This is a genomic window from Microcystis sp. M44BS1, assembly GCF_020244875.1.
GTDB classification, from domain to species: Bacteria; Cyanobacteriota; Cyanobacteriia; order Cyanobacteriales; family Microcystaceae; genus Microcystis; species Microcystis panniformis.
The window spans coordinates 1-16704 of the sequence record NZ_JADBVM010000023.1 but is presented as its reverse complement, the minus strand read 5'-3'; the positions used below and the strand labels follow the sequence as shown (position 1 = coordinate 16704).

Annotated in this window: 13 protein-coding genes and 1 pseudogene; 10 read left to right on the top strand and 4 right to left on the bottom strand. The window is 45.4% G+C overall.

Translation table 11 applies throughout. The annotated features are described in order from the left end of the window. The 3 genes and pseudogenes from IM515_RS01050 to IM515_RS01040 all read left to right on the top strand — a co-directional run. A pseudogene (locus IM515_RS01050) lies at positions 1 to 365 on the top strand (IS4 family transposase); the annotation flags it as partial. Between the two features lie 420 nt (positions 366 to 785). After that, a complete protein-coding gene (gene ubiE, locus IM515_RS01045; protein WP_002788706.1) occupies positions 786 to 1484 on the top strand; it encodes a bifunctional demethylmenaquinone methyltransferase/2-methoxy-6-polyprenyl-1,4-benzoquinol methylase UbiE in 699 nt (232 codons plus the stop codon). Between the two features lie 35 nt (positions 1485 to 1519). Further along, a complete protein-coding gene (locus IM515_RS01040) occupies positions 1520 to 2758 on the top strand; it encodes a DUF445 domain-containing protein (protein ID WP_287630567.1) in 1239 nt (412 codons plus the stop codon). A 183-nt stretch (positions 2759 to 2941) separates the two neighbouring features. Here IM515_RS01040 and IM515_RS01035 read toward each other — a convergent pair whose 3' ends face one another. After that, positions 2942 to 3646: an LmeA family phospholipid-binding protein gene (locus tag IM515_RS01035; protein ID WP_193960574.1), complete on the bottom strand. Its 705-nt coding sequence runs from the start codon at positions 3644 to 3646 to the stop codon at positions 2942 to 2944. 293 nt (positions 3647 to 3939) lie between these two features. After that, a complete protein-coding gene (locus IM515_RS01030; protein ID WP_002790638.1) occupies positions 3940 to 4746 on the bottom strand; it encodes a TPM domain-containing protein in 807 nt (268 codons plus the stop codon). Positions 4747 to 5145: 399 nt separating this feature from the next. On the opposite strand from IM515_RS01030, the gene IM515_RS01025 reads away from it, so the two are divergent. The 6 genes from IM515_RS01025 to IM515_RS01000 all read left to right on the top strand — a co-directional run bounded on the left by IM515_RS01025 (position 5146) and on the right by IM515_RS01000 (position 12714). Continuing rightward, positions 5146 to 5682, top strand: coding sequence for a leucine-rich repeat domain-containing protein (locus IM515_RS01025; RefSeq protein ID WP_287630568.1), 537 nt, complete (start codon positions 5146 to 5148; stop codon positions 5680 to 5682). A 520-nt stretch (positions 5683 to 6202) separates the two neighbouring features. Further along, positions 6203 to 7342, top strand: a complete 1140-nt coding sequence (locus IM515_RS01020) for a DegT/DnrJ/EryC1/StrS family aminotransferase (RefSeq protein ID WP_287630569.1) — start codon at positions 6203 to 6205, stop codon at positions 7340 to 7342. Positions 7343 to 7379: 37 nt separating this feature from the next. Continuing rightward, positions 7380 to 8285 carry a cyanoexosortase B gene (crtB, locus tag IM515_RS01015; RefSeq protein ID WP_287630570.1) on the top strand — a complete coding sequence of 302 codons (906 nt, stop codon included), beginning with the start codon at positions 7380 to 7382 and terminating at the stop codon, positions 8283 to 8285. Continuing rightward, complete coding sequence (locus IM515_RS01010) at positions 8278 to 9024, top strand: cyanoexosortase B system-associated protein (RefSeq protein ID WP_287630571.1); 747 nt, start codon at positions 8278 to 8280, stop codon at positions 9022 to 9024. The genes crtB and IM515_RS01010 overlap by 8 nt, the downstream gene beginning before the upstream one ends. A 135-nt stretch (positions 9025 to 9159) precedes the next feature. Beyond that, positions 9160 to 10374 (top strand): polysaccharide biosynthesis/export family protein, encoded by a 1215-nt coding sequence (locus IM515_RS01005; protein ID WP_287630572.1) that lies wholly within the window; start codon positions 9160 to 9162, stop codon positions 10372 to 10374. A gap of 117 nt (positions 10375 to 10491) precedes the next feature. After that, positions 10492 to 12714 carry a GumC family protein gene (locus IM515_RS01000; RefSeq protein WP_287630573.1) on the top strand — a complete coding sequence of 741 codons (2223 nt, stop codon included), beginning with the start codon at positions 10492 to 10494 and terminating at the stop codon, positions 12712 to 12714. A gap of 6 nt (positions 12715 to 12720) precedes the next feature. Here the strand turns inward: IM515_RS01000 and IM515_RS00995 are convergent, their stop codons facing one another. Further along, positions 12721 to 14169, bottom strand: coding sequence for a family 10 glycosylhydrolase (locus IM515_RS00995; RefSeq protein ID WP_287630574.1), 1449 nt, complete (start codon positions 14167 to 14169; stop codon positions 12721 to 12723). 232 nt (positions 14170 to 14401) lie between these two features. On the opposite strand from IM515_RS00995, the gene IM515_RS00990 reads away from it, so the two are divergent. Further along, the gene (locus IM515_RS00990) at positions 14402 to 15157 is read left to right on the top strand and encodes a cobalt-precorrin-6A reductase (RefSeq protein WP_287630575.1); all 756 of its coding nucleotides are present in this window, start codon (positions 14402 to 14404) and stop codon (positions 15155 to 15157) included. A 179-nt stretch (positions 15158 to 15336) separates the two neighbouring features. Here IM515_RS00990 and IM515_RS00985 read toward each other — a convergent pair whose 3' ends face one another. Then, positions 15337 to 16524, bottom strand: a complete 1188-nt coding sequence (locus IM515_RS00985; RefSeq protein WP_002769910.1) for a TRC40/GET3/ArsA family transport-energizing ATPase — start codon at positions 16522 to 16524, stop codon at positions 15337 to 15339. Between the last annotated feature and the right edge of the window lie 180 nt (positions 16525 to 16704).

Genomic DNA, 16704 nt, shown 5'->3' with positions numbered 1-16704 from the left:
TGCAATTAGAAACGGGTCGGAGAATTGAGATGGCTTTAGCTACCTATTCAATTGTAGCTTGGAGATTACTTTGGTTAACCTATCAAGCACGCTTACACGGAGAGGAGAGTTGTGAAAGTTTTTTGGAAGAACATGAATGGCAATCTTTGTGTGCCACTATTCATAAAAAGAGTCCGCCACCTGAAAAGCCGCCCTCCTTTCGAGAAGCGGTCAGAATGATTGCTTCTCTTGGGGGGTTTTTAGGTAGAAAAGGCGACGGTGAACCAGGTGTTAAAACTATTTGGTTGGGACTGGGAAGGTAACATGATATTAGCCAGACTTGGAAACTATCTCATCAAATTGGTCCCCCCATAGAACCCCCTTGAGCCATATTGCACACTTTTCTCTTTTTGTCAAATTTTATGTTAAGAAAGATGTGACTAATGGATAGCTTATCAAGGTAGGGTTGATTCATGAATCAACCCTACTATGAATCAACCCTAGGATTAAGGGGGGATTAAGGGAGGATCGAACCTAAAATCCATTTTTAATTTAATTATAACCAGCTACTTAAGCTACTGTTGCCCACCATGAAGATAACTGCTGTGGATGGTCAACAGCTTATCCCCGTGGGCGCAGATAGGATAGAATGGTATAACTTGATCTGGGATTTTCTCTGATGCTATATTATCGAAAAAATCGGGTCTAAAACCTCGACTTTTAAGGCGAAAAGTTTTTGGAGCGGGCCATAAATCCCCGTTACAAAAACGGCCTCCTGCCCCCTGCCCCCTGCCTCCGTTAAAAAAATGTCCAATCAATCCTCACCTAACTCCACAGAAATACAGGCAATTTTTGATCAGATCGCTCCCGAATATGACCGACTTAATCAAGAATTAAGTTTAGGATTACACCGCGTCTGGAAATTAATGACAGTCAAGTGGTGTCAACCCGAAAAAGGCGATTTTGCCCTCGATGTCTGTTGTGGTAGCGGCGACCTAACTAACCTATTATCAAAACAAGTGGGTAAAACCGGCCAAGTGATCGGACTAGATTTTTCCCCACAACAATTAAAAATCGCCCGTCAACGTTTTAGCGCCACTAATATTAACTGGATGGAAGGAGATGCCCTCAATTTACCCTTTGCCGATTCTAGCTTTGATTGTGCCACTATTGGCTATGGATTACGCAATGTGGTGGATATTGCCCAATGTTTGGGGGAATTATACCGAGTCCTGAAACCGGGCGCTAAAGCGGCGATTCTGGACTTCCATCAACCCACCGAAACCATCGCCAAATTATTCCAAAACTGGTATCTCGATCATATCGTCGTTCCCGCTGCCGAGCGCTACGGTTTAACTGACCAGTACGCTTATATTAGTCCCAGTATCGATCGCTTTCCCCAGGGCCGAGAACAGGTAAAATTAGGCTATCAGTCGGGATTTTCCAGCGCTGTTCACTATCCACTCCTAGCAGGACTGATGGGAGTGTTAGTCTTGAAGAAATAACCTACTGACATTTCCGTTTATTTTTTGCTGCTAAATTGAATCTCCCTACTCTTTGGACATGGATATTACCGCCGATCGCGGGGGCAATTATTGGCTATTTTACGAACGATGTAGCCATAAAAATGCTATTTCGTCCCTACAAAGCGATTTATATCGGTAAGCGTCCTCTTCCCTTCACCCCGGGGCTAATTCCTCGCAATCAAGATCGATTAGCTGTCCGGGTATCGGATACGATCATGGGTTCCCTGTTAACCCCCGAGGAACTACAAAAACTGGCTAAACGACTCCTCGACACCGAAAGGGTACAGGGGGCGATACTCTGGCTGTTACAATTAGCTTTAAAACAAATCAAAGGCGATCGGCAAGCAAAAACGGCCGAGATTTTGGCGGCGATTCTTCACGATTTATTCGGGGAATCTTTAGCGAGATTACTCAAAGTTTTAGCCCGACGACAGGACTTTTTAGAAAAACAGATCAATCAAATTTTTGATCGCCTAGTCTTGGAATTTTCTCTCAGTGAACAACAGGCGCGACAATTCTCCGATTGGCTATTAGAAACTGTCCTACCCCCCGATGTTATCCGTCTAGCTTTAATCGATTTTTTAACCGATCGCAATATTCAGGTTATCGATGAAGGATTTCGGGAAAAAACCAGTGGAACCTATTGGGTAGTAGCCAATTTATTTGGTTTACGCAATGCCCTCGCTCGCTTACGCACTTTTTGCCTTGATGAAAAGGATTTAGCTAATACCAGAATCAAAGAATTATTACTATCTTTAGAGATGCGTAATCGTCTGAAAAACTGGTTACAAAGTATCTCTTTACAAAATTTACCTATCTCCACCGTCAGACAATTGCGGAAAACCACCAGAGACACGGTGCGAATTTATATTCAAGAAAGTGGCGAACAATTTTTGCAAGATTTTGGACAAACGATCGACTGGCATCAAATCGCTAATTTAATTATTAATCGTCTGCAATCTTCGGGGTCAATGACTACATCATTAGGGGTAATTAGTCAAGAGTTAGCGTTAATTTTAGAGCGTTATCTAGAGGAAGATTTAGAGAAATTAGTCGCCCAAATTATCCCAATTCTCAATATCGATCAAGTGATCCGCGATCGGGTAAATGCTACTTCCCCTGCTGATCTGGAAAATGCTATTCAAGGCATTGTTAAACAGGAATTACAGGGAATTGTTAATCTTGGTGGGATTCTCGGTCTTCTAGTCGGACTAATGCAAACAATTATTTTAATTGCACAGAATCCGGGGTAATAATTAGGGTCTGCTGAAAAAGTTTGTTGGTGGGGGCAGGGTGTGGGGTGTGGGGTGTAGGGTGTGGGGTGTGAATTTTCCCCCTGAAAAAGCCTTAATCTAACAAGGTTTTTAGATTTATTCAGCAAGCCCTAATTAGGGGGGTTAAACTAAGTTAACCCACCAGAATCATCCCGTTTATTGTTAAGGTAAAATCAAAAAACTTCCCTGACAGAAAAGAGTTTGATCTTCGAGAATAAAAGATTTAATCTCCACATCTTTGCCTAAATCGACGGTAAAGGGTTGCAAATCAATAGATAAATCTGGGGCTAAACCTTGCCATTGTCGGGGACTAATCCCTAAAGTGCGGGCATCTTTTAAGGTAATATCAGCGCTAAAAATTACTTCCGCACCCGTTTCTCTATGGCCGAGAAGAGAGAAATAACCCTGATTTAGGAGAACATTTTTCCAGTTAAAACGCTGTTGTGAGATAATTTCTCTGGCGTTAACAATTCCGTTATTTTCTAGGGAAAAAATTAGTAAATCGGCAAAAGCATTAACTAAAATAGTCGAGGCGATCGAATTATTTAAATCCTGCTCGTTAATTTCCACCTCACCGCTAACCCGAATAGGTTCCAAAATTTTTAGGGGTTTCCCTCGCAAAACCTGCCCGATATTAAGACGAATATTTTCCCCTCTTAATTGCGCTTTACCTAGATGTAAACCCTGATAAATCGCTTTTCCTACGGCTAAAAATACCCCGGGGATGTAACCGCGCAAAATTTGCCGATCATGACCTTGCAGCTGCATTTCTAAATCTTCTATCTGTTCTACTTGTGTTCTCAAGAACAGACGTACTGCTGGCGGCAAAACCTTACTAATAATCTCACTTTGAGTATTGACCCACATAAACGTTATCTCACTCACTCCACAATGTTTCTAATTGTAACAGAGCTAGATCGATCGAACCATAAGGGGCTGCCGTCAGCTATCCGTTAGGGACTTGCGCTTTGATAATGTACCTTTTGGGCGAACGCAGTTCGCCCCTACATTGTGGACAAAATCCGTTACTGTAGGGGCGCAATGCTTGCGCCCTCCGATCGATTGGGATATTATTCCCACGCAAGTCCCTTATAGGTAAAAACTTCGCTACTTTCTTTTCACTGATTACTGATTACTGATCACTGAAAAGCCGCTAATTTTTAGGTTTTTGAGGCGTTGAGGGAATTAAAACGAGGGGAAAGATAGGCGACTAAAATTCCAAGGGTAAAACCGATTAAATTGCGGAAAAGGGGCAGTAATTCACTGGTGCGAGTAACCACCGGTCCGATGCCAAAAGCAACAAAGAGGATAAACCAGAGGGGAGAGACAATTAAAACCCATTGCCAAGCGAAAACCTGTCCTTCTTTGCGAGGAATACCGGCAAAACCGAAGACTAAACCGCCGACAATTGAGGTAATTAAAGTTAAAATCCACTGTTCCCTCGGTAAACCGGGGACCACCGCACAACCACCTTTAACTAAACAGCCTTTTACCGTGTCTAAGGATTGTACGATCGCATTATTTTCGCCATTTTCCCGGACAAAATACATATTACCGAAACGGGCCTGTAATTCGATCCAAAAAGTGCGGGGTAAAAATTCATAGACGGCATCACCAATACTAAAAGATAGTAGATTACCGCCGCGACCATCGGCCACTAGGAGAATACTTTTATCATCCAATCCCCAGAAATTAATCACTGCTCGGCCGGGGCTGCGGTCATATTGGGTTAAAACTCGCATTTTCCAGCCGGTTTCCCCTTGAAATGTCTCGATATCTTGGATTAATGCCTCTTCCTGTTTTGCGGGTAGATAATTGGCTAAATCAACGATCGGAGTGGTTTCATTGGGCAGTAATTCGGGATTATTCACCGCTAGAGCTTGATTTGGGCAGATAATCCAACCCAGACAGCTAATGACACCAATGACAAGAGCGATCGAGATTCCTCGGCAAAAACGATTGAGCATAGCACTTCTAGACAATGAGAATTTTTTCAGCAAGGGTGTAGGCTAACTTTCAGTTTCTTTACACTTATTTACTTTATCTTAAGGGAATTCTCAACTTTAGTCACTCAGTTATCGGTTAAGCTAAGACGTATCTTAACCGCCTATGCTTAGATTAGCTGACCCCCCCTTGCCCCCCGATGTCGAGGGGGTCTTACCTCTTGCCCCCCCGATGTCGGGGGGGTTGGGGGGGTTGCCTCTTGCCTCGTCTCAACAAGCAATTTAAATGCGCGGGCAGCTTATCAGATGCGAGTTTTCAGTTCACTCTCCAGAAACTCAACTCAAGCTGATGAGGTCTCAACCAGTTGTATTAACTGGATCTTTTGCCAAAATGGAGTAAATATAGTAGCGGGGGGATGGTCAATGACAGCACGGGAAGTATTAGAGTTAATTCAACAGGCAAAGGACAAAGGAGCGTTACATCTGTACGGCAGAAACTTAACAGAAATTCCCCCCGAAATCGCTCAACTCACCTCCCTGCAATACCTCTACCTCAACAATAACCAAATCAGGGAGATACCAGAAGCGCTCGCTCAACTCACCTCCCTGCAATACCTCTACCTCAACAATAACCAAATCAGCGAGATACCAGAAGCGCTCGCTCAACTCACCCCCCTGCAAAACCTCTACCTCTACAATAACCAAATCAGGGAGATTCCAGAAGCGCTCGCTCGACTTACCTCTCTGCAAGACCTCGACCTCAGCTATAACCGAATCAGGGAGATTCCAGAAGCGCTCGCTCGACTTACCTCTCTGCAAAGGCTCGACCTCAGCAATAACCCAGGGGACCTGCGTAGGAATAATATCCCAGCCAGACAGTCGCTCTGTAGAAGAATCAGACAAGCCATAAATGGTACATTATCAAAGCGCAAGTCCCCAGCGAGAAACCAACAACGATGACACTTCCCAAGAAACCCCCAAATCGGAGCAGTAAAGATTTGCATACCACAAAAAGGTAACTTAGGCGAAAAAGTTTACAAATATTTAATATTAATCTCTCTTTTTATCAAACCGGGAAAACTCTTGGCCTTTTCCCGTTCTTAACTTCTTATACTAAATCCGTTGAGGCGTTGGGTTTCATGCTTCAACCCAACCTACGTTCATCTTATATTTAATTCCACCCACCCACTTAGTAATTATCTTCAAAGTTTGGCGGCAAAAATAAATAGCTAGGCAGTCAACTTGATTCTTTTGGCCAAGTCAAGGCCAAACCCCCTGAATACCAATCGGCTCTCTTGGTTTAGCTGGGTTAGAATCTAGCCTAGCCTATACTTTTTCTCAGGTTATCCCAGAAGGATTAAGGATAAACCACAGAGGCACAAAGAACACAAGGACAAGAGAGCCTACAAATCTAGACAACTTGATCAAACCTATGCTAGTCTCTTGAATACTTAATAATATCTCCCTAAACAAGCAATAGATGAATTCCCATTTAATCAAAGTTCCCTTTGTTGATTTAACTTGGCAAAATCAGCCCCTACAAGCAAAAATTGCCGAGGCAATCCAAACAGTTATCGACCGAGGAGATTTTGTTTTAGGCCAAGCTTTAGCCGAATTTGAAACCGCCTTTGCCCAAGCTTGCGGAGTCGAGTATGCTGTGGGAGTAGCTTCTGGCACTGCTGCTCTTGCCCTGGCTTTACAAGCTTACGGCATCGGTGCCGGGGATGAAGTGCTAGTCCCCGCTAATACCTTTGTCGCTACCCTCATGGGTGTTATTCAAGCGGGAGCCAAACCAGTTTTAGTTGATTGTCACCTCGATACGGCCTTAATTGACCTCGCGGCGGCCGCCCAAAAAATTACCCCCAACACCCGCGCCATTCTACCCGTACACCTGTACGGACAGATGGTATCACCCCAACAATTAGAGGATTTTGCCCGCAGCCATAATCTGACCATCTTTGAAGATGCGGCCCAGGCCCATTTAGCCAGTAGAGAAGGTTATCGCGCCGGCAGTGTCGGTGTGGCGGCGGGGTTTAGTTTTTATCCCAGTAAAAATTTAGGTGCTTTTGGCAATGGCGGAATGTTAGTGAGCAATGATCCCGAAATTAGCCAAAAAGCCCGTAGTTTAAGAAATTATGGCGCACCGAGCAAGTATTTTCACACCGATATCGGCACTAATAGCCGTTTAGACAGCATACAAGCCGCCATTTTAAATGTTAAATTACCCCATCTGGAAGGCTGGAATCGGGCCCGTCAGCGAGCGGCAAGACAATACGACCGGCTTTTGGCTCCTTTAGCCGATAAGGGCATTTTACCCATAGGAGACGAAACCGAGACCGGTCATGTCTATCATCTCTACGTTATTCGCCTCCTTGCCCATTGTCCCGTCCCTCGCCAACAACTACAAGAACAATTAACTGCCGTCGGTATTCAAACCGGCATTCATTATCCGATTCCTTGTCATCTGCAACCGGCCTATCGCTACCTGGGTTATCAACAGGGAGACTTTCCTCATGCAGAGACTCTCTGTGAAGAAATTGTCTCTCTGCCCATGTACCCCGGTATCAGCGAGGAGCAAATTGACATCGTGGTTGAACAGATCACTGCGATCATCGGGTAACATAAATTCAGAATTTGTCACTAAATCGCTCTGTCCTATGGGTATTAGTCCTTCCCTATCCCCCGTCTCCCAGAAAAATCGGCAATCTTGGCTGATTATCGGTTTCTTGGCGGTTATCTATGGTCCGGTGATCTTTCATTGGTATGATGGTTGGCTGAATAAATCGATCAGCATCGAACACGAATACTTTAGCCACGGCTTGATTGGCCTTCCCTACGCCGCCTATATTGTCTGGCAGAATCGCAAAAAATGGCAACGCCTCGAAGATCGCTCCCATCCCCTCGGAGCGTTTTTGTTAACCCTAGGAGCGATTTTTTATCTCCTCGGTTCCTCTCTTTGGGTTAGTATGTCTTTCCCGATTATTTTAGCGGGAATCTGTCTCTGGTTAAAAGGAACGGAAGGTTTTAAATTACAGGGATTTCCCCTACTTTTAACAGCTTTAGCGACTCCTAATCCCATACCCTACCTGATCACTCCCTATACCCTACCCCTACAGGTTTTTATTGCTGCTTGCGCTGGTTTTATTCTCCAGCAAGCAGGCTTAGATGTCTCCGTTGACGGTGTCTATATAGCGGTGGAAGGTAGGATGGTGGAAGTCGCTCCCTACTGTGCGGGGCTGAAAATGTTATTCACCAGTCTTTACGTCACCCTGCTGCTGCTCCATTGGACTGATACCATCGAAAACGGTCGTAAAACCCGCTTTATGCTCCTCAGTGCCTTTGGAATTAGTGTCGGGGCTAATATTATTCGTAACGCGCTTTTAGCTTGGTTTCACGGCACAGGACAAGAGGAAAACTTTAAATTACTCCACGATAGCTGGGGGGGTGATTTATACTCCGTCTTTATGTTATTACTCATCTTTTTGGTCTTCCAAATCATGCAGTATCGCGAGGCGGTCAAGAAACAGTCCCTAGCTCAAGGGGAAAGTAACCAGGATGATTAGTCAAAAAATTCCAGCCGAGGTAACTTTAGTGTTAGATAAAGTCAAAAAAAAGCTCCCGGGTAATTATTTACTGCTGTTGTGCCTGCTGCTGCTGTTGATTTTAGGCGGTATCCTGCCCAATTTAATTTCTGGCCATTGGTCTTGGGCAGATCAACCGAGAATCGCTAATATTCAGAAAATGCAGGTCATCCGAAAATCGGGAGTCGAGTTGTCTGACCTGAAAACCATCGACCAGAGCCAAGGCCAAATCGGTGAGGGAAAATGGTCGGTACAAGTGGTGGAAAGTCCCGATGGCAAGAGGATCACCGTGCTTTTAAAGCCACAGGACTACTATAAAAATCAACCGGGATTAGAATGGTCGGATATCAATTCGATTAGTCATTGGAATCAGGGGGAAACAACCGAGCTATCAATTCCCACCCAGTCGGGAGGAAAGGCCACGGCCAGATTCTATCGTGCTTGGACACAAAATACCTTTGCCGTGGTGCAATGGTATGCTTGGCTAGGTGGTGGTCATTACGATCCCTCTGTTTGGTATTGGCTTGACCAATGGGCGCAATTAAAAAGACAGAGAGTACCCTGGATAGCCGTTTCCTTGCTGATTCCCTTAGAACCGACGAAAGAACTGCAAACTCTCACTCCCTTTGCTCTCAATCTCGCCGCGGAAGTTCAAAGTTACTTAGAACAAAATGTCTTAAGTCAATTAACTTCTCTGCCTGAGACCAAAAAAGAAAAGTGATTTTGCTGCTCCCAACCATCTCTTTGAAAAAACTAGCTCAAGGCACTTTTCTAGTCCTTAATGGCTTCTTTGTTCCTCTCCCACTAGATAACTCTCAGAAAATAAATTGATATATCTGTCTGTATGATTCCACCAATGCTCAACAAGTTTTTGCCAGTTAGTTTCTTCAGAACCGGGGCCATAGCCTTATCAGGGTTTAGTCTGACAGGGTTCTTCTGGGTAATTCCCTCCGAGAGCCTCAAGGCCCAGGGTTCTTTGTCCATACCCCAGACTCAACCCGGAACTGGGTTGGAATTTTTGCCCCCCGAACCGCCTAATCCCACCTTTCCTGAAAACACGATTCCCCCTACCGGCTATAGTCCACCGGCTTACTCTCCCAATAATTCCCAATCCCGACAAATTCAGGCCTATCGACTTGATATCGGCGATCAAATTACTGTCTCGGTTCCCGATTTTCCCGAATTTAATTCCACGGGGCCAGTGGATCCCGATGGGAATTTTCTGGTGCCGATTTTAGGGCGTATTCCGGTGCTGGGCTTGACTTTAGACGAAGTGCAAACTAAGATCCGCCTCGAATTGGGGCGAAAATACCTGCGGGAGGAACCGGAAGTGATTGCTGTTTTAACCACTGCCCGTCCCGTCCAGTTAACCATTCTGGGAGAGGTACAGCGACCGGGGTTTTATAGTGTTGCTCCTAATACTCCCCTAGCGCAGGTACTTTTGGCGGCGGGTGGCGGCACCCCCAGAGCAGATCTGCGTTCGATCGTTGTCCGTCGGGTTTTAGTCGATGGTACAGTATTAGAGGAGAAACTTGACCTTTATACTCCCTTAGTTAAAGGAGACCGCTTGCCAGATCTGCGTCTGCAAGGGGGCGATGCGGTGATTGTTTCCAAGCTGGAAGTAGGCCAAGAAACGGGATATAATCGCACCCTGGTGGCTAGAACCACCCTCACCCAGCAGAATATTACCATCAGGGTTTTAGCTCCCTCACTTCCTTCGGGAATTTCCCTGAGAAATGTTTCGATTCCCAGTGGCAGTACCTTCCTCGATGTGGTGGCTAGTTTACCGGTTTCCGATCGCCTGCGGATTAATGTCAATGAAGTGTCCCTGCTCCGTTTTGACAGTGCCAAAGGGGGAGTTGTTAGTCAAACTTTGAGTCCGATAGCGGCAGTTAGGGGGGATATCTCCCAAAATGTTCCCTTAGAAGATCAAGACGTAATTATCGTCACCCGCACCCTATTGGGGGAAATTTTCGCCGCTTTTAATATCATTACTCAACCCATCCGCGATCTTTCCAGTTTTACCAATACAATTCTCAACATTAGCAATCAATTCGATAACTTCCGATAATTGAGGGGCAACTGGCTCCCTTCACTCCTTAACACAACTTCATAAGCTAGGATTTCAAGGCCGAGAATAACTCTTGACCGCTAAAATGTAAAGAATCTGGGAATATATTAAAAAGCTATGGCTCTACCAATTGTAAAACGATTTCTCATCTCGCTAGATCAGAACAAATTTGTGGGAATATTCGTCTTCCTCGTCTGTTTAGGCGGTTCTGTGATCTTTGCTTTCCTACCCGATCCTGAGAAACCCCCCACCTTTTATCGGGCGGTGGGACAATTGGCCTACCGGGTGCCGCCGCCGGCTTTTACCAGTACAGGAACCCAACTGCAAGAACAAGGGCGGGCTATTGATCGCGATTTACTGCTGTCTCCCCGGGTATTGGTCAATGCGGCCAAAAAATTGCAATTTAATCAGGAACAGATGGTTAAAATTCGCGATCAAGATTTAAAAATCACCTTCCCCGGTGAAGTGGAGGGACAAAACAATAATAGCAATCGGTCTCGAGAAACCGACCAACCCCAAGAGGTACTTTTAGAGTTAACGGCCGACTCCCAGTCCAAGGCGGAGTTAATTCTCGAAACCTTGATGAAGGAAATGGTGGAATACAGTCGCTGGCTGAATACTTCCCAGTTACGCGCCCGCATAGAAGCTCTCAGTGTCCGACTCAAAGAAGTCCAAAAAGATTTAACCAGAGCCGAAGAAAAGTTTTATCGCTACATTAGTACCCAGGGTTCAGATTTATTGGCGATTCAAGACGGGAGTTTATTCACCGCTATCACCAGTAGTCAACAGCAACAGCGAGAAATTCGCCTAGAACTGCAAGGCATTCAAGGACAAATTGATAGTCTGAGTAAACAACTCGATTTAACCCCCGATCAAGCTTACACCTCCTCGGCCCTTAGTGCCGACCCGATTATTGCCAGTATCCGAGCGCAGCTCTTGGACACGGAAGCCCAATTGGAGCGACTACAGAAGGATTTACGTCCCGAACATCCCACCGTCGTTAAATTACGCAAACAACAGCAAGTTAACGAATCTCTCTTACAAAAAAGAGCCGCCGAGGTGATCGGAAAAGATGGCGTTCTTACCGCTCTTCCCAGCAGTCGCATCCGTCAGCAAAGTAATCTCGATGCCACCCGTCAACAACTAGCGGCTCAATTAGTCACCCTGCAAACCCAGCGCGAGGGTTTAATGAAACAATTAGAGTCCTTGGTGACTCAGGAACAGCAATTACGCTCCCAATACGAGAAATTCCCCGATAAACAGCTACAGCAAGCTCGTTTAACCCAAGCTGTCGCCTTTCAACGGGGTATCTACGAGAATATTCTTAATGCTCTGGTGGATGCTCAGGCCGCAGAAGCGGAAACCGTGGGTAGTCTCACCGTCGCCCAACCGCCGGTTGCTCAACCGATCGAACAGGTGTTTAACCGCAAGAATCGTACCTTGATTCTCTTGGTGGGTGCTGGTTTGGGAACTTTAGCCGGATTGGGTACGATTCTCCTGTTAGCAGTGATCGATGATCGCCTGCACAGTCCCCAAGAATTGCGGGAAGCTTTGGTTAGTCGGGATATACTACTCTTAGGACAATTGCCCATTGTCCGGAATTTAGAGGGCGAGGAAATCGAGCCGATTCTCGCCGATGCTAATGCCAATTATCTCCCCTACTACGAACGTTTACGCAGTACCCTGCGACTTGTTGGCGGCGGCGAAACGGTGAAAGTGGTTGTTGTCACCAGTATTACTGGCGGAGAGGGGAAAACCGCCACTGCCTATAATCTGGCGATCGCAGCATCTTTAGCGGGCCGACGGACTCTCTTAGTAGAAGGAGATCTGAGAAGTCCCTCTAAGGCCGAAGAAATCGGAGTCACTCCCGATCCCAATTCTTTCCGAGAACCCCTACTTTACTACGGGGCAAAAAGTAAATCGATCCGGCTGGCCCCAAATATTGAAAACCTTTCCATTTTGCCTAGTCCCGGTCCGCAAAAACAAGCGGCAGCTATCATTGAATCGAGCGAATTACAATTAATTCTCAAAGATTCTCGCGGCCGTTTCGATCTGGTGATTGTCGATACTCCTTCTCTGTCTAGCTGTAATGATGCGCTGCTCTTAGAAGAACTAGCGGACGGGATTATTCTGGTAACGCGCCAGGGCATAACTCGTTCTAGTCTCTTGAGTGAAGCCACTGACCAGTTAACAGAAGCGGAAGTGAAAATTTTAGGGGCGGTGATTAACTACGTCGATATTACACCGACTCTCAACACCGCCGAACCGGAACTGCCGCCTTTGATAGTCCCCCCACTACAGGAACAAACAGAGACAGAGGAAGTGAAAGTGGAGGTGTAAATGGGGTTACATTTGACAAAATCTTCTGGCTCGATCGAATTCTGGTTCTTGCCAAGAAAAAGCAAAATGACTGATACTATCTATGCTGGGAAAAGCTAGGCGAATCGCTTCCATTTGCACTTCTAAGGAGGGACGATTGTTATAGGGTTGTCCCCATAAACCCGCTAAAGCTGGGATAACAGGAGTTTGATTTCCCCCGCTTGCCACTACTCTTTTGATCTGATTAACCACACAGGTGCTATCGTTACAATTAGCGTAGGACATGGGATGCCATTCTAGGGAAGGGGGAAAACTATCCCAAGCTTGTAAACGGGAATCAAAACCTTGATTACCCACAAGACGATTCCCATCGGGAAAAAACACTGCTCCGGCGGGAATTCCCTGACGTTCCACTAGGGCAGAAAAATAACTAATATAATCAATTACACCCTGGGCAGCATGGGCAACCGCTAGGAACCAAAGTTCTAATTTGAGGCGATCAAAACGACTTTTAACTGATTGTTTCATCTCCTCTTCTAAGGGGATTCTACCCTGCCAAAGAGGGGCGGTTTCTTGGGGATAAAGGCGATCTGCTTCGACGATATCATGGGGGGAAATTTGACCACGAGTCAGATAGCGATCGATTAAAAATTTGCCCTTATTATTCAATCCTCGATTAATTAAAGCTTGTCGGGATGCTGGACTAAAAATCCATAAATCTTTGACATCATCAGCCACGGAATCGACTCCTGTTCCTCTCGGATAGCGAATATAATCAAATAAAACTCCATCGGGACGACGTTGTAAAATGGCTTCTAGGAGAATTAAATAATCCTGTCGCGCTTGATTACTGTAGGGATCGACAAAAGTTTGGGATCGATCATCGACAAAAGAGGTGCTATCCTGTCCTTTACCATTGCGTGCTAACACCTCCTGTCGCTCGGGTTTTAAGCTATAAGCATAGCCAAAATTGAGGCTAAATAACCAAGCATACACCTTTAAACCGCGTTTATGTCCCTGTTCAATCGCCTGTGCTAATAAATCCACATTTCCAGCACCGGGATTTTTAATCACGCTATCCCAAACCGTGGGATTATTGTTAGGAGGTAATAAGACTTGACCATCGGCAAAAACTTCCAGATAAACTATATTATAACCTTTGGCCACGATGCGATCGAGGATACTTTCTATCGATCCTGGACGGGTATCACAGGAGTAGAGACGTAACCAGATCGCTTGTTCCTGTAACCAGTGTCGGGAACGACAAAAGCGCAATTGTTCAGCATATTTCTGCAATAAAATGTTATATTCTTGGGGGGAAGTTTGACGCAGATTTTCTTGTTGTTGGATTTCCGATTCGGACAGTTGACAATTATCATTGACCGCGAGGCTAGAGTCAATCCCGAGAGGACTACTCCAGAGGATTATAGCGAGGAAACAGGATAGCGATCGCAGATAATTGACTTTTTTTAACATAGTTGTTCACGGCAAAACTAGCAAAGGAGAAATTTCCTTAGTTTGCTATTTTTTTAGCCCTCTTCTAGAACTATAGCAAAAGTCTTAAGTAGGTAGGCGTTAAAAACCCTAGTAATGGCAGAGATGGTTAATCGATCTTTGTGTTCTTTGTGTCTTTGTGGTTCCTTCCTTTACCCACCCAAGAGAGCCGGTGAGAAGATGGAAAATTAGTTAACCTTTGGGCAATTGCTAGATGACTAAAAATAAAAGAGTGCTGATTTTAGGGGGAACGGGGGAAGCGGCGGCATTAGCGGCTAAAATTGCGGCAATTCCGGGTATAGATGCCATCGCTTCCTTTGCCGGTCGCACGAGAGAACCGATTACTCTCACAACTCCTTCTCGTCGGGGGGGGTTTGGTGGTGCCACTGGGTTAGCCAATTATCTGCGGCAAGAAGGCATTGATTGTTTGATTGATGCTACCCATCCCTTTGCCGCACAAATTTCCTTTAATGCCGCTCAAGCCGCCTCAGATTGTGGTATTCCTCGATTAATGTTAAGTCGTCCAGCCTGGGAAAAAGTATCTGGAGATAATTGGATTGAAGTAGAAAACAATCAAGCTGCGGCGAATATTTTACCTGGGTTAGCGCCGCGGATATTTCTCACTATTGGTCGGCAAGAACTGGCAAGTTATGCACATCTAAAAAATATCTGGTTTTTGATGCGGATGATTGACCCTCCGGAACCAGATGCCATCGTACCGGTTGGAAAATTATTATTGGAACGGGGGCCTTTTTCCTTGCAGTCAGAGCGCTCTCTTTTACAAGAATATAAGATTGGGGCGATCGTGAGTAAAAATAGCGGCGGTGATGCCACCTACGCCAAAATTATCGCCGCTAGAGAGTTGGGAATAACCGTGGTCATGATACAACGTCCACCTGTACCTGAAGGAGAAAAAGTGGCAGATGTTGAAAGTGTCCTGGCATGGTTAGAAAAAAGACTGCTCTCTTGATTTTTCTGGGAAAATCATCAGTAGGGTTTGTTGAAAAAGTCAATTGTCTGGTGTTAGGGTGATGGGGTTTTAGGGTGATGGGGTGATGGGGTGATGGGGTGATGGGGTTTTAGGGTTTTAGTTGAAATTCCCCACTTCCCCACTTCCCACTTCCCACTTCCCCACCTACTCTGGGGAAATTACACTTTCACCACGTTGCTAAAAGAGATTTTCAGGTAATCATCTTCCATTTTTGCTCCGGAAGGTTTCAGGGCTGCTAAAGCTTGGGGTAAGACTAAATTACGACGGTGATTCCCAATGCGAATATTTAACTCATCTCCAGTTTTATTGAGTTGTATCTGTTCCTTGGGTATGCCGGGTAAATATAATTCCAGACTGTAATTATTTTCCTGTTGAACTACCCGAATGGTGTTTTCTTGGTAATAAACCTTCGTCGGATCTTCCCCAGCAAAAAGAGTTTCTTTCAGTCTTTCCAAAGCGGGTAAACCACACATTTCCTCGGAGTAGAGAGGAACTTCCTTAACTGGTAAAGGATGAAAATTATCGTAAATTTCCTGTTTATAACCCTGTTGATTTTCTTTCCAACGAGCAAAGAAAGGATCGGTTACTTTGTCGGGAATAATCCGATTGGCAATAATCAAATCGGTGGAAACATTATAGAGACTTAGATAGGCATGGGCGCGTAAAGACTCCTTAATCACCATTTTTTCGGGGTTTGTCACCAAACGTACCGAGGTTTGAGTATTATCGGTCAAAACCTTTTCTAAAGCCTCGATCTGCTCATAAAACTCGTAGGGAGCATCCATAACTTCCTTGTCCGGCAGGGAAAAACCGACGATCGGTCGAAAAAAAGGTTCCACCAGTGGTCGCAATGCCACCGACATTCCCTGTAAAGGTTTGTAAAATCTTCTCATGTACCAACCGCCCACTTCTGGCAAACTCAGCAATCGTAAAGCTGTCCCCGTGGGTGCGGAATCGATAATCAACACATCATAAGTACCCTCATCGTAATGGCGTTTCATGCGAACTAAGCCGAAAATCTCATCCATTCCGGGTAAAATCGCTAATTCTTCCGCTTGCACTCCATCTAAACCCCTAGCTTGCAATACCTGAGTAATGTAACGTTTTACTGCGCCCCAGTTGCCTTCTAATTCCATTAGTGCATCTAATTCTGCCCCCCAAAGATGGGGACGTACCAAACGAGGATCGTGACCTAATTCGAGATCGAAACTGTCAGCGAGAGAGTGAGCGGGATCGGTGCTGAGAACTAGGGTTTTATAGCCAAGTTCGGCGCAGCGGAGTCCTGTAGCGGCGGCGACGGAGGTTTTACCCACGCCTCCTTTACCGGTCATGAGAATTACACGCATGGGGGCTGATTCTAAGAAAATTTACATTACTTATTCTTATTTTGACATCCTCGCCGCCCTAAAAGTGCGGCGATTCCTAAACCTCACGATTTAAGTTTCTGCTTCCACCACCGTCGCATACCACAGTTAAAAAACCATGTACTGTCTTACACAGAGTCCACAGACTTTCGCCCCATTTCA

Excerpts from the sequence above, each read along its gene's own strand:
- ubiE (WP_002788706.1), top strand. The coding sequence starts at position 786 with ATGTCCAATCAATCCTCACCTAACTCCACAGAAATACAGGCAATTTTT.
- IM515_RS01035 (WP_193960574.1), bottom strand. The coding sequence starts at position 3,646 with ATGTGGGTCAATACTCAAAGTGAGATTATTAGTAAGGTTTTGCCGCCA.
- IM515_RS01030 (WP_002790638.1), bottom strand. The coding sequence starts at position 4,746 with ATGCTCAATCGTTTTTGCCGAGGAATCTCGATCGCTCTTGTCATTGGT.
- IM515_RS01025 (WP_287630568.1), top strand. The coding sequence starts at position 5,146 with ATGACAGCACGGGAAGTATTAGAGTTAATTCAACAGGCAAAGGACAAA.
- IM515_RS01020 (WP_287630569.1), top strand. The coding sequence starts at position 6,203 with ATGAATTCCCATTTAATCAAAGTTCCCTTTGTTGATTTAACTTGGCAA.
- crtB (WP_287630570.1), top strand. The coding sequence starts at position 7,380 with ATGGGTATTAGTCCTTCCCTATCCCCCGTCTCCCAGAAAAATCGGCAA.
- IM515_RS01010 (WP_287630571.1), top strand. The coding sequence starts at position 8,278 with ATGATTAGTCAAAAAATTCCAGCCGAGGTAACTTTAGTGTTAGATAAA.
- IM515_RS01005 (WP_287630572.1), top strand. The coding sequence starts at position 9,160 with ATGCTCAACAAGTTTTTGCCAGTTAGTTTCTTCAGAACCGGGGCCATA.
- IM515_RS01000 (WP_287630573.1), top strand. The coding sequence starts at position 10,492 with ATGGCTCTACCAATTGTAAAACGATTTCTCATCTCGCTAGATCAGAAC.
- IM515_RS00995 (WP_287630574.1), bottom strand. The coding sequence starts at position 14,169 with ATGTTAAAAAAAGTCAATTATCTGCGATCGCTATCCTGTTTCCTCGCT.
- IM515_RS00990 (WP_287630575.1), top strand. The coding sequence starts at position 14,402 with ATGACTAAAAATAAAAGAGTGCTGATTTTAGGGGGAACGGGGGAAGCG.
- IM515_RS00985 (WP_002769910.1), bottom strand. The coding sequence starts at position 16,524 with ATGCGTGTAATTCTCATGACCGGTAAAGGAGGCGTGGGTAAAACCTCC.